The sequence below is a fragment of the Empedobacter sp. UBA6305 genome (assembly GCF_002440405.1).
Taxonomy (GTDB): Bacteria; Bacteroidota; Bacteroidia; order Flavobacteriales; family Weeksellaceae; genus Empedobacter; species Empedobacter falsenii_B.
This window is the reverse complement of the sequence record NZ_DJTP01000038.1, coordinates 1-14,144: the sequence shown is the minus strand read 5'-3', so window position 1 is coordinate 14,144 and position 14,144 is coordinate 1. Positions and strand designations below refer to the sequence as shown.

Here is a 14,144-nt window from a genome sequence, read left to right as displayed (position 1 = left end):
AGCTTATCGAGAAATCTATAAAATACAGATTCCTCATTTCGCTAAAAGCTATGTTCGGAATGACAAAAAATAAATTAAAAAAATAACATCATGATTAAAATAGAAAACTTATCAAAAATATTTATCACAGAAGATATTCAAACAAAAGCGTTGAATGAGATTAATTTAATAATCAATTCTGGAGAATTTATTTCCATTATGGGCCCTTCAGGTTGTGGAAAATCAACTTTATTGAATATTATTGGATTATTGGATTCTTTCAATGGAGGAAGTTATACCTTGAATAACCTTGAAATGTCTAATGCAAACGAATCGAAACGCTCTCAAGTTAGAAAAGAAAACATAGGATTTATCTTCCAAAATTTCAACTTAATTGATGAATTATCAGTTTATGATAATATCGAATTACCTTTGATTTATTCTAAAGTTTCGAACTCGGAACGAAAAAAACGAGTGCAAGAAATTGCCGAAAAATTAAACATTGTCCATCGTTTGCAACATTATCCACAGCAACTTTCTGGTGGTCAGCAACAACGTGTTGCAGTAGCAAGAGCTTTAGTGATTAATCCTAAAATAATTTTGGCTGATGAACCAACAGGAAATTTGGATAGTATTAATGGAAATGAAGTCATGGAGCTTTTGACCGATTTGCATGCGCAAGGATCTACAATTTTGATGGTGACACATTCGGCTCATGATGCGGCTTACTCTGATAAAATTATTACCATGAAAGATGGTGAAATTCTTTCTGAAAAAATGAATCAGAAAAATGTAAATGTTTTTGAGAAAACTAAAATTTAAATTCAATGCTAAAAAATTGGCTTAAAATATACTTAAGAAATACGATCAAGAATAAAGGGTTTACATTTCTTACAATTCTTGGTTTAGCTATCGGAATTGCTGGTGTTATTTTTTCGACTTTATATTGGAAAGATGAAACGAGTTACAATCAATGGAATCCGAATATTGGTCGCGTATTTGAAACATTAACTGTATTTCAGAGAGGTGGAGAAACTTGGCCTACAAGTGTTGAACCTTTGCCTCGTTACTTAAAAGAAAAATCAGATAAGATAGAAAGTTATTGTTGGTTTGAAGGTTGGTATGGGCAAGAAACTTATTACGTCAATAATAAAAAAGTTTATGTTACTGGAATTACTAGTACAGATCAGAATTTTTTTGATTTTATTCCATTCAAGTTTATAAAAGGAAGTGTAGATGATTTTCGCAAAAACAGATATGGTGTTGCAATAGAAGAGAGTGAAGCAATCAAAATCTTTGGTAAAGAAAACCCTGTAGGGAAAATCTTGACAACATATGATGGAATAAAGATGCCGATTTATGGTGTTTTTAAAGCAGAAAAATACACAAGCTTTCAACCTAAAATGGTTATTTCTAATATTTATTCACGTTTAGAGGATATTAAGGATAACTGGGGAAATTATGGCACAGGACTATTTATAAAGCTTAAAAATCCTGCAGACAAACTAGAAGTAGAGAAACTGGCTACACAATTATTTTATGAGAATAATACAGTTAAAAATGCGCAACGAGAAGGAGTTTCAGTAGAAGAATTTTCAAAGATATACGAACCTGTTAAAGTACAATTACAGCCTTTAAAAGATTCGAGATTAAATGCCAAAGTTTCAAGACTTCCGGAAGGAATGGGAAACAAACTGTTTTTACAGATTAACCTGGGATTATCTTATCTGATTTTAATTTTATCCATCATCAATTATATTAACCTTTCCACTGCACAAGCAATTAGAAGAGCAAAAGAAGTAGGAATCAGAAAAGTGGTTGGAGCAACCAAACGAAATATTGTTGTCCAATTTATTGTAGAAACAACCATTACAACTGTTTTGGCATTTGTGGTTGCTTTGGCTTTGGTTGAAGTAGGTTTACCCAGTTATAATCAGCTGATTGACAAAAACCTGGAAATAGAAATTATCCCGTTTATCCCATATCTTGTAGCGATTTTCATTGTAGTTGTGATTATTGCCGGAATTTTTCCTGCCATTTATGTGTCAAATTTTAAAGAGCTTAACGTTCTAAAAGGGAATTTTTCAAGAAGCAAGAATGGAATTTGGTTACGAAATGGAATGTTGATTTTACAATTTTCTATTGCTACATTCTTTATTGTAGCTGGAACTCTTGTTATTCAACAAATGAATCATATTGCAAAAAAAGATTTGGGATTTTCAGGAGATCAAGTGATTAGTATTCCGTTTAAAAGACAGGATTTAGGAGAAAATAAGTTCAATTTTTACGAAAGTTTCCAGCAAGATTTAGCAAAAATTAAAGGCGTACAAAGCATTAATGCAACGGCATTTAAGTTTGGTTCCGGTGGAGCAATATCCAACACAAGTTTTAGAGTAAAAGATAAACAATTGGTAACAGATAATATGGCGATTGACTTTGGCTTTCTAAACATGATGAAAATTGAAGTAAAAGAAGGACGAGATTTAGATCCTAAAATCTCATCTGATACAATTTCCAGTGTTCTTATTAATGAAACCGCAAAAAAACATTTTGGAGAAACATTAAAGTTAAATGACGAGTTCGATTGGAATAATCAAAAATTAAAACTGGTTGGAGTAATAAAAGATTTTAATTTGGGAGAGCCACAGGCTAAGATTAGACCAATGATGTTTTTTCATTTTAAAGTTGTAAAGTGGATGCCTTCCAATCTTCAAAATATACTGATTAAAATAGACACAGAAGATACAAAAGAAACCATCGATAACATTGAAACGTTTTGGAAAGCTAAAGTTAATCAAGATTATCCATTTGAATATGAATTTGTTGATAAGCAATTTGCTCGTTCGTATGAGAATTACACAAAACAAGAGAAAATGTTCAAAATTCTAAATGTTATTGTGATTACAATCGCATTATTTGGATTGTTTGCGCTTTCATCTTACACAATCGAACGTAAATACAAAGAAATTTCTTGAATTATTCTTACGGAACTTTTTATGCGCAGAAAATTAAGAGTTTGGCGGATACTAATTTTCAGTTTGGAAATCAATTAAAAGACAACAAAAGTCAATATATTGGATTGAATCTTTCTATTCCAATTTATTCGAGAGGAAATACAGCGCAACAACGAGAATTGAAAAAAATTGAATTACAATTAAATGAAGTGCAAAAAGATAAAGAGGAAAAACGATTAAATGATCTCGTTAATCTTGAAATAAAAAAATTAAATTTATTGAAAGATTTGACCAATTCTTTAATTGAAATTGTAAAAACTTCTGAACAATCTTTTGAAACCACAGAAACAAAATATAAGTTTGATAAAGTTGATGCTTCTGTTTACAAATCGTCTAAAAATCAAGTGTTAAAATCAAAATATAATGAACTCAATAATAATTTGAGTCAAGTATTTATTCAAAATCAATTAAAAATTTTAGTTGAAAATTAAAACTATACAAAATAAAAAACGACTCAATTATTGAGTCGTTTTTTATTTATAATTTGTTATTTATTCGGTAATTGCGGTGGACGCATTTTGTATTGATTCTGTTTCAAACTCATCAAAAAAGCTTCTAATGCATCCATTTCCGAAGCAGTTAAATTCAATTTCTGAACTAACTCTGTTGTTTTCGGAAATAATGAATCATTTTCTGTTTCTCATTTGGTTGAAAATGGAACATTCCTGCATTGTACATATTGATTACACCACGAATCGTAGGAAAAAGTCCGTTGTGCATATAAGGTGCATTTTGAGGAACTTCTCGCAATGAAGGTGTTTTGAATTCGCCAACATTTTTAGCCAATTTAGTTGTATTGTATAAACCTAAATCTTCGTATTCTCGACCATAATATGTCAAACCAATATTATGAAATTTATTATCCGAAAAATACGCTGTATTGTGACAATTGATGCAACGCGCTTTTGTGCGGAAAAGATGTAAACCTTCAATTTCTTGATCAGTTAATTCATCCGATTTTCCTGCAATAAATTTATCAAATCTATTTTTCGGAGATAAAATTGTACGTTCAAAAGTTGCAATTGCTTTTGTAATACGGTCATTCGTTACTTTTTCGTCACCAAAAGCGGCTTTAAATAATTCTTTGTAACCATTAATTTCAGCAATTCGTTTTGTTGCAAAATCAATGTGATGATTCATTTCTTTTTTATCACGAATCGGAAATTCTGCTTGTTCTTCCAATGTTTTTGCACGACCATCCCAAAACATTACTTTTGAGTAAGCAACATTCATCAAACTCGGCGAATTACGCGCTCCCAACTGTCGATCTTCACCATAAGGAACACGACGACCATCGACCCAATTCAACTCAGGATCGTGGCAATTTGCACAAGAAATTTGATTGGAATTTGATAAACGAGGATCAAAAAATAAGGATTTTCCTAACTCAGCTTTCTCTTTAGAATACGGATTATCTTTAGGAAAAGGAACTTCGCCTAATGTACCAATATCTTCAAAACCATCTTTCAAAACACTTTCGTCCACAATTGGTTTAGGCCATTTTGACTGATCTCCGCTACTATACAATGCACGTAATTCGGTAACTGTATAACCTTGATCGATTATTTTGTTACTATTAAACGCATAAAATAGAGTAGTCGCACCAAATGCAACGATTGGAAGCATTTTTTTCATCTTCATTCTAATAATTTAATTGAATTCCGAAATTCATTAAATACGTATTATCTGTATTGATTTCGGTAAAATTGCTCTTATTTGTTGCAAATATACCTTTTAACTGCGTATACAACTCGATTGTTTTATTGTTTTTTACAGGTAAAATGTAACGAATAGACGTTGAAGCATCAAAATGATTGGTTGTATTGTACGCATAATCATAAGCCGCAACATTGTTGTAAAAAGTATCTTCGTTTACTCCAGTCATTTTTGTATAATCAAAATAAGAATCTAACAATGCATAATAATTAAAAGCTAAACCGACATTTAATTTCGAATTATTATTCAACATCAAATCTTTATTTCCATAAATACCAACATCCAACGATTTAATTTTCATGTCATATATCGCTAAAGCATCGTAATATTTGTTCTGATTATAGCTTGTTTTGAATCCAAGAAAATAATTCATTTTTGTAAGATCACGATTCGCTAAATTAACATCTAAATTTAGATTTTGTAAACGATTTTGATAATTCATTCCACCGATAGAAACATCGTAATTTTCGCCATCTTTTCTCGAAAAATCTAAACGCGCATTGATTGTATTGTTATCAAATTTTGTCATAAAATTCGCATAAGCAAAATGCTCGTTGATATCCCAAACATAGATAAAGAACTTATCTTCTTTGGTTTTGCTATCATACATTCGCTGTTGATTTTCTTGGTAATTGTAACCTAAAATCAACTTTGTATTGTCTGAACTAAATTGATATCCACCACCGATTTTAGAAATGATATTTCGTGTAAAATATTCGTAAATTGTTTTTTCGTTATCTATTTTATTTCTCAATGGATTATTAATTTCGCGACCATAACCTGCCATGTAACGCAAATAGGTACTTGAATTTTCTTCTACATCTTGATTTCTTCCTTTATACTTTAAGCTATAATCCTTGTCTTTTCGACCATATGCACCTAATACAAAAATTTGATGTCCATCAAAAATTTCATAACCAACTTGAATTTCTCCAACTAATTTATTGTTTTTGATTTCTGGACGAGGATCTAATTTACGCGCCATTTTATTGACATTCAATTCGGCTTTAGCAGCTAATGTTAAGTTTCCAAAATTTTTCGAAACTCCACCACGAATCAAATATTGCTGATTATCCCAATCTGCTGCACGCGGAACGTAGAAATATTGCGGAGAAAGCACTTGTTGCTCATCAGTACGTTCATCAGAAAGATTCCATGATAGATTTTTTTCATTGAATTTCTGCAAATCTATCATTCCGAAAATTCTAAAACCATTTTCAGTTGTGTACAAACCTTCGCTCAAAAAACCATAACGATTTGTTTCTTCGGCTGTTTGTTTACGCGCAAATTGATTGTTTTGATGACTCAAATAAATCCCTGTATGTGTATAATCTTTAATCGGTAAAGAATGTGTTGCAACGGGTAATTGCCAATTCAAATCTTTTACAACTTGTTCAGCTTCGTTAGAAGTTACTTTTATCGAATCATTTTCTTGTGCAAATGATGTACTTCCGAAAAGTAAACACGCAAAAGAAACAATTTTCAATAATTTGTTATCGTATGTTGTTAAATCAATTGATTTCATGTTTTTTAATTTCTATTGCGCAAAAATCTTTGGTTCAGCTTTGATGTTTACAAAATCGTTTGTGGAATTGTTTGTATCCTTCAAAATTATACGACCATTAATTGTTTTTTGAGTTTTACGAATAATAGATGTTGATGTATAAGAACCCGCTGTTAAATAAGCATAACCAGCATCTTGTTTGTTCTGTAATTTTTTCGGAACCAATTTAGTTCCCATATCTTGTGTTGTTTCTACAGCATCTAAAATAAAATCATTCGGCAATTGTAAATATTGATATGTTGTTTTATTTGATGGATTTCTCACCTTACCAAAACCATTTATATCATTTTCATCAGCTCTAAAAAGAATATAAGCTTGACGACCTAAATTGTCTAACAATAAATCTTTATTTCCATTTGCCCACCACACAATATCTAAATCTGGAACAGCAGGATTTTGAATATCATACGAATATTGAGAACCTAAATAACTCGTCATATTTACCTCAAAATCGGCATTTGATAAGTCGACCGTTAACTCTGGTTTCAGAATTTCGATCACTTTACCATTTGCATCGGTATAATTTCCTTTATGATTTATCGCCGTTTGCGCAATTGTAATACTTTGACCTGGTTGAACTGGATAAGTCGTTCCATTTCCTGGAATACGAACCGCATTCGCAACATACACATAACCCGTATTCGCTTCAGCACCTTTTGTATTTCCTTCACCTTTGGACCAATCTAATTGTCCATTTGCTTGAGAATATGATTGAGATTCGACTGTATTAGCACCAAATAATTGCCCAAAAATTAAACCATCTGCATAAATTACTTCATTCGAATTGTTGTAAATCTCAATAAATTGATCTCTAAACAAAGCGCCTTCTTTGATATCAGAACCTCCGTAATAGATTTGTTTTAAAATTAAACCACCAATTATTTTAGCCGAATTCAACTCTATAGCAATTGAAATATTTGAAGAATTTACACTCACATTTTGCGCAGATCCATTAAACTCAATATTATCTTCCGTTCCTGCATCATATCCAAATAAAGTTTCAAACTCTGCTGGAGTCAATGAAAAACTAACATTCGCTGAATATGTTCCTGGAATTAGTTGAGGAAAAACCGCTTCACCATTACTGTTAGTAACCGCTTCATATATCATTCCTGTTTGCGTATTTTTAAGAATTGTTTTCGCATTTACAGGTAATTTTGAAGCATCAAAATCGCTATCAAAAGTAACCTTTGTTGTAAATGTAACGGGTTGAACCGCTGAATTTCCAAAATCATCATCAGAACAAGAATTAAATAATAAACTTGCTAAAATAGGAGTGAGAAGTATATATTTTTTTAACATAATAATCTTTTTTGAAATTGTTTAGAATTAGAAAGTGTATTCAATTTTACCTCCCAATGAAAATTTTGCAATATTAGAGACTCTTCTTTCTCCAGAATCGTTGATATAAGTAGGTTTTAAACCAAAAACATTTGTTGTATAAACAGATACTTTGAATCCATTCAAGAAATCTTTCGAAATGCGTAAATGGAAATTATGCAATGAATTTTGTAATTCTGCTAATGTTTTTTGTGGCGCTTTAATCAAATGTCCGTACAAATCTGTATTTCCTTGATCTTCGACAGGAATTGCATGATAAACAGAATTTTCATCCAAATATCCTATTGGATTTCTATTGTTGTATTTATCATGATTTTGAATAAAAATATGTTCTGTACGAAGAGATAAAATCAATCCAACTTTTTTCAAATGATAATTAAAATTTGTTCCAAACATTAAAGCTTCATCATTCGATTTTGGATTATAATAGACAGCATATTTTTCTTTTGCTAAAACATTTGTAGAAGCTTCATATTCATAAACAGGCTTATTATTTGTTGTTTTTGTGTACGAACCATTCACCGAAATATCTAAATTTAGAGATTTGATTCGGTTAAAATTTATAAACATTTCGATACCTTTATCCGTCGATTCTAAGTTATTTTCTAAAGTATTATAAATAATTTGATAAGCTTCTTTTCCAGTTACAGAATAGGTTGGAGTAGAAGTAGACGTGTCCACACTAATTGTAGAACCTTCTAAAGTTGTTGCATGATAAACTTTTGAAATACCATCTTTCAATTGATTATAATATCCTGTTACATTTAATGATCCGAAAGGCAAATTAACATCAAAACCTATTTCTGAATTGTAAGATCTACTTGGTTTCAAATTTAAATTATTTCCTTCCAAAAGAAACGTTTCAATCCAGCCATATTGCTTATTATTGACATAATAAATTCCGTCTCCCAACAAACGATCGTAAATTCGATCTCCCGTAAATAGTTGATTCAACGAAGGTGCTTTAGAAGCAATTCCGTATCCACCACGAATTCTAAACACTTTATTGAACGCGTAAGATGTATTTATACGCGGTTGAAATGTGTTATTTCCATATTGATTATCGAATCTAAAACCTAAATCTAACTTGAAAACATTATCATTTTCGCCAAATTTCACAATTCTATCTTCTGCATAAACAGACAATTGCCATTGCGTTTTGGTGTTTTTGAAATTATAATCACGATAACCCAAACCACCTTTTGCTCCACTTAATGTATAATAATTAGGCGTTGTATTTTCGTCCGTATATGTTCCGCGACCTTTGTTAGAGCTTGATCGAGAAGATAAACCAACAGAAAAAGTATGGTTCCAATTGTTTTTAGATTCGTAATTTTTTACACCTTCTATATTTAAGAAAGTAGACATCGGAATTCCTTCTACATTTTTGACAAATGTATATTGATTTGGTAAAAATATCGCATCCGAAATTCCATTTTCCGTAGAAGTTGTGACCGCAGCAGTTGCGACATTATTCCAACGTTCTTCTTTCGAATTTTGCTTCTCATAATTGATGTTTGCGTCAACATTTAAAGCATCAATCCAATCTTTTTTCAAGTTCCATTTCAGATTATTAGATAATCGAATCGTGAACTTATCATTCTTTATTTTAGGATCCGAAATATCATCTGGATCATATTTTATTTTATCATTATTGATTGCAAAACTTCCTTCTAAAGTATTAACCAATGTATTGATTTTGTTCGATGATTTCCACGCAGCATTTGTTGTAATACGATTATAGGATTTCAAATTATCGCGAACATCTTCATTAGAAGCCAAATAATTCCCCGACAAACTCAAGAAATTTCTATCATTAAGCTTGAAACCTTTTGATATATTATATTCTGTTGTCGCATCTAACATCGAAATAGAAGCGCGTAGGGGAGTTGAACCAACTTTAGAATTGATAATGATTAGTCCTGAAGTTAAATCACCATATTTTGCAGGAGCAATTCCTTGAATAATTTTTACTTCATCGATATTAGCCGTTGTAATTTGACGCAAATCGACACCATAACTAGGGTTATTAAAATCATTGAAACCACCACCATTTAAAGAGGTAAACGCTTGCATATTTTCATTGTTTGAAATTGGAATATCATTGACTACAATCGACGTCCCAAACGCTTTATTCTGAAAATAATCTTTGCGATCACTATTTGTATTACTTGACAAACTTCCTGATAATCCCAAATTATTTGAAGAAATCGCAGTTCTAAAAACAACATTTTTGAATTCGTTGTTGTTAAAATCCATTGTAACTTGTCCTGGTAATTGTTGCAAAACTTCGTTTAACGAAAACGCTTGCACATTTTCTATTGCTTCTTTACCAAGCGTAATTTCTGAATATTCCTTTTTCTTTTTCGGGAAAATATCAACTTGTTCCAAACGTAAAGTTTGATTGTATAAGACAATCGAAACATTATTTTCTGAAGAGTCTACAACAATTTCTTGTGTTTCTTTTCCTTTTTGAGAAAAAGACAAATTAGTATTCTCGTTCGTTAATTCTATTGTAAAAAAACCGTCCGAATTTGTTTGTGTCCATCGTTTGGTTTGAGGATCCTGAACCTGAACATTAGATAATTTTTGACCATTTTCATCCGTCACAGTACCAGTTAAAATTCGTTGGGCATTTACAAAACTAAATGTACCCAATAGTGAGAGCGCTAATAAACCTTTTTTCATCAATAAGAAAATTGTGTTGCAAATTTATTTTAAACTAATCTAAATAGCAATAGAACAAAAATCATATTTTAATAAAACATTAAATATTAATCAAAAGAAGCAATGTTATTAGGTCATAGATTATGTTAAATAGAAAGTGATTGAATTTATCGATTTTAGAGAAAGAAGAATGTATATCTATAAAAGGGATAATCAGAATAAATGGTAAATATTTATTGATAAAGAATAATCGAAATGAATGGGAATTATCTGGAGGAAGATTATAACCAAATGAATTGCCAGAAGAAACTCTTGAACGTGAAATTTATGAAGAATTAAATATAAAGTGTAAAGTTTCAAAAATTGTTAATTCTTGGGTTTTTGAGGTTGCTCCAAATAAAACTATATTTATTGTAACCGGTACAATGAAATTATAATAAGCAAAGAACATTCAAATTTTAGATTATTTAATCTAGAATAATTAGAACATATGGATATTCCGATAGGATATCTAAATTCTATAAAAATATCTAAATAGGAGATTGTTTAAATCCTTACTTAACATAATATATATTATAACATTATTATTTCTATGAAATATTAATGTTAATAATCTTTATTATGTTAAATTGAATAAACTTATACCACTAACTTATATTTAATGTTGCGTTTAAATATTTTTCATTAAATTTATAATTAACAAATTGAACCAATCCTATGTTGATGGTTCAAATGGTTCAAACTTAACGTTTACGAAACAAAAATAAAATCTATAAAAAAAACCTCCAAATTATTGGAGGTTTTTAGCTATATAAATAATTGTGATTACATTTTTGGCATTCCTGGGAATCCACCTGCAGGCATATTTTTATACATTGTTTCCATCATCTTTTTACCATTTGAAGAATTCATAAATTTCATCATTTTTCCCATTTCAGAGAATTGTTTCAATAATTGATTCACTTCTTGTAAAGATGTTCCAGAACCAGCTGCAATTCTTTTCTTACGAGAATTATCGATAATATTTGGATTTTGACGCTCTTTTTTTGTCATTGAGTGAATAATTGCTTCAACACCTTTAAAAGCATTGTCATCAATATCTACATCTTTTAATGCTTTTCCAGCACCAGGAATCATTCCGACCAAATCTTTCATATTACCCATACGTTTGATTTGCTGAATTTGTTTTAAGAAATCATCAAAATCGAAGCTATTTTTTGCAATTTTCTTTTGCAAACGTTTTGCTTCTTCTTCGTCAAATTGCTCTTGAGCACGCTCTACTAACGAAACAACGTCACCCATTCCCAAAATACGATCCGCCATACGTTCTGGATAGAAAACATCTAAAGCTTCCATTTTCTCACCAGTAGAAATAAATTTGATTGGCTTATCAACAACAGTTCTAATCGTTAAAGCAGCTCCACCACGTGTATCACCGTCTAATTTTGTTAAAACAACTCCATTATAATTTAACACTTCATTGAAGGCTTTTGCAGTATTCACCGCATCTTGTCCTGTCATAGAGTCTACAACAAATAAAGTTTCGGTTGGATTAACTGTTTGGTGAACGCGACGAATTTCATCCATCATTTGCTCATCAATCGCTAAACGACCAGCTGTATCGACAATAATTACATTATTTCCGTTTTGTTTTGCTTGTGCAATTGCTGATTGAGCAATTTCTACAGGATTTTTGTTTTCTAAATCAGCATAAACATCAACACCAATTTGTTCTCCTAAAACTTGTAACTGATTGATGGCTGCAGGACGATAAACATCACCAGCAACTAATAATACTTTTTTGTTTTTCTTAGTTTTTAGGAAATTAGCTAATTTACCAGAAAAAGTTGTTTTACCAGAACCTTGTAAACCAGCAATCAATATAATTGTCGGATTATCGTCTACTTTCAGTTCAGTAACCTCACCTCCCATTAATTTTGCTAATTCATCATGAACAATTTTTACCATTAATTGTCCAGGATTAAGCGATGTAATTACGTTTTCACCTAAAGCTTTTTCTTTTACTGTATTTGTAAAATCTTTTGCAACTTTATAACTAACGTCGGCATCAACAAGCGCTCTACGCACCTCTTTTACGGTTTCTGCAACGTTAATTTCTGTAATTTGTCCTTTTCCTTTTAAGGTATGTAATGCTTTATCTAATTTATCCTGAAGATTTTGAAACATTTTGAGTCAATTTTAGGACACAAATATAAAAAAATTATACCGAATAATATAAAATCACACAACAAGGGTTTTAATTAGGTTATAATGATTAACTTGCGTGCTCAAATTTTGGTTGAATGAAAAAAGGTTTAATACTATTTTTATTCTTTGTTACTGGAATAGTTTTCAGTCAAACAAAGAATAATCAAACTTATTATTTTTTTTCCATCGCTTATGGACAAGATAATGAGGTTTATGTAACAGATGTTTATGAAGCAAGCATCGATAACAAAGATATCTATGGCAAACTGGCAGATAGATATACAAAGTTTCAGAATTATTTATTAAAAAATGGAACGATTGGTTCTTTAAAAGAAATTCAAACGGGTTACGAAAAGAATTATCAGAAAAAAGAACAAGCGGAAGCTGAACAAAAATATTTTCTATCTACATTAGAAAAACAACAATTTACAGCGAAAATGATTAATTATTCGCTATAAAACAAAAAAAATCCACTCATTTGAAGTGGATTTTTTATTTCTATTTTGAACTAATTTATTGATCATTCAATAACCTTGCAGCTTCTTTTGCAAAGTAAGTTGAAATTAGGTCTGCTCCTGCTCTTTTGAAACAAGTTAAAGACTCTAAAATAACTTTATCATTATCTAACCAGCCTTTTTCTACAGCAGCTTTAATCATCGCATATTCACCTGAAACTTGATATACTGAAACCGGAACTTGTAAATTATCTTTTACTAATTTCACAATATCCAAATAAGCCATACCTGGTTTTACCATCAAAATATCTGCACCTTCTTCTACATCAGCAATTGCTTCGCGCAACGCTTCTTGTGAATTATGGTAATCCATTTGATAGGTTTTTTTGTCTTTCGGAATTTCTTGAGAGTCAACCGGTGCAGAATCTAAAGCTGTACGGAAAGGTCCATAAAAAGATGAAGCATATTTCGCAGCATACGTCATAATTCCTACATTATGAAAACCATTTTCCTCCAACGCAGCACGCATTGCTCCTATTCGACCATCCATCATATCAGAAGGCGCAACAAAATCAGCCCCAGCTTCTGCATGAGACAATGTCATTTTTACTAAAGCATCAACTGTTTCATCATTAATAACTTCTCCATTTTTGATGATTCCATCGTGACCATAAACTGAATATGGATCTAAGGCAACATCAGGCATTACAATCATTTCAGGAACAGCATCTTTAATCGCTTTGATTGTATTTTGCATCAATCCGTTTGGATTCCAAGCCTCTTTACCTGTGTTATCTTTTAAGTTATCACTAACTTTACAATATATGTTAACCGATTTTATACCTAAATCCCAAATTTCTTTTACTTCTTTTACAGTATTGTCAAGAGATTGGCGGTAAATACCTGGAATTGCAGCGATTTCTTCCTTCACACCTTCTCCTTCAGCCATAAAAATTGGTAAAATAAAATCGTTTGGTGACAAATGATTTTCGCGAATCATACTACGAATTGATTCGTTTTTGCGTAGTCGTCTATGTCTGTTATATAAAAACATTTTATTAAAATTTTAGACAAATTTACTCGATTTCATTTGAATAAGGCTAATGAATAATATCAATTATATTTATTGATTTTAAAAGAAAATCAATCATTTGAATAATCAATTAAAATATTTATCATTCTGTAATCTTCCCCTTGTTA

Annotated in this window: 11 protein-coding genes; 5 read left to right on the top strand and 6 right to left on the bottom strand. The window is 30.8% G+C overall.

What is annotated here, in order from left to right; translation table 11 throughout:
- The first annotated feature begins 90 nt into the window (after positions 1-90).
- The 3 genes from B3M86_RS09010 to B3M86_RS09000 are packed head-to-tail and all read left to right on the top strand — an operon-like array spanning position 91 to position 3,424.
- A complete protein-coding gene (locus B3M86_RS09010) occupies positions 91-801 on the top strand; it encodes an ABC transporter ATP-binding protein (RefSeq protein ID WP_286494823.1) in 711 nt (236 codons plus the stop codon).
- A gap of 5 nt (positions 802-806) precedes the next feature.
- On the top strand, positions 807-2,954 hold the full coding sequence (locus B3M86_RS09005) for an ABC transporter permease (protein ID WP_286494824.1): 2,148 nt from the start codon (positions 807-809) through the stop codon (positions 2,952-2,954).
- On the top strand, positions 2,951-3,424 hold the full coding sequence (locus B3M86_RS09000; RefSeq protein WP_286494825.1) for a TolC family protein: 474 nt from the start codon (positions 2,951-2,953) through the stop codon (positions 3,422-3,424). Before B3M86_RS09005 ends, B3M86_RS09000 begins: the two co-directional genes overlap by 4 nt.
- A 166-nt stretch (positions 3,425-3,590) precedes the next feature.
- On the opposite strand, the gene B3M86_RS08995 is transcribed toward B3M86_RS09000, so the two are convergent.
- From B3M86_RS08995 to B3M86_RS08980, 4 genes are read right to left on the bottom strand one after another with little or no spacing between them, the layout of a single operon-like run.
- On the bottom strand, positions 3,591-4,634 hold the full coding sequence (locus B3M86_RS08995; RefSeq protein WP_291075871.1) for a cytochrome-c peroxidase: 1,044 nt from the start codon (positions 4,632-4,634) through the stop codon (positions 3,591-3,593).
- Between the two features lies 1 nt (position 4,635).
- Positions 4,636-6,234 (bottom strand): DUF6850 family outer membrane beta-barrel protein, encoded by a 1,599-nt coding sequence (locus B3M86_RS08990; RefSeq protein WP_115000543.1) that lies wholly within the window; start codon positions 6,232-6,234, stop codon positions 4,636-4,638.
- Positions 6,235-6,246: 12 nt separating this feature from the next.
- Positions 6,247-7,575 carry a DUF4876 domain-containing protein gene (locus B3M86_RS08985; RefSeq protein WP_115000542.1) on the bottom strand — a complete coding sequence of 443 codons (1,329 nt, stop codon included), beginning with the start codon at positions 7,573-7,575 and terminating at the stop codon, positions 6,247-6,249.
- 27 nt (positions 7,576-7,602) lie between these two features.
- Complete coding sequence (locus B3M86_RS08980; protein ID WP_280061447.1) at positions 7,603-10,302, bottom strand: TonB-dependent receptor; 2,700 nt, start codon at positions 10,300-10,302, stop codon at positions 7,603-7,605.
- A gap of 275 nt (positions 10,303-10,577) precedes the next feature.
- Here B3M86_RS08980 and B3M86_RS08975 point away from each other — a divergent pair, with 275 nt between their 5' ends.
- The gene (locus tag B3M86_RS08975; RefSeq protein ID WP_181816309.1) at positions 10,578-10,718 is read left to right on the top strand and encodes a hypothetical protein; all 141 of its coding nucleotides are present in this window, start codon (positions 10,578-10,580) and stop codon (positions 10,716-10,718) included.
- 388 nt (positions 10,719-11,106) lie between these two features.
- Here B3M86_RS08975 and ffh read toward each other — a convergent pair whose 3' ends face one another.
- Positions 11,107-12,468 (bottom strand): signal recognition particle protein, encoded by a 1,362-nt coding sequence (gene ffh / locus B3M86_RS08970; protein WP_280035688.1) that lies wholly within the window; start codon positions 12,466-12,468, stop codon positions 11,107-11,109.
- 116 nt (positions 12,469-12,584) lie between these two features.
- Between ffh and B3M86_RS08965 the strand changes: the two genes are divergently transcribed.
- Positions 12,585-12,947 carry a hypothetical protein gene (locus B3M86_RS08965; protein WP_291075868.1) on the top strand — a complete coding sequence of 121 codons (363 nt, stop codon included), beginning with the start codon at positions 12,585-12,587 and terminating at the stop codon, positions 12,945-12,947.
- A 55-nt stretch (positions 12,948-13,002) separates the two neighbouring features.
- Here the strand turns inward: B3M86_RS08965 and hemB are convergent, their stop codons facing one another.
- Positions 13,003-13,998, bottom strand: a complete 996-nt coding sequence (gene hemB / locus B3M86_RS08960) for a porphobilinogen synthase (protein ID WP_291075866.1) — start codon at positions 13,996-13,998, stop codon at positions 13,003-13,005.
- Between the last annotated feature and the right edge of the window lie 146 nt (positions 13,999-14,144).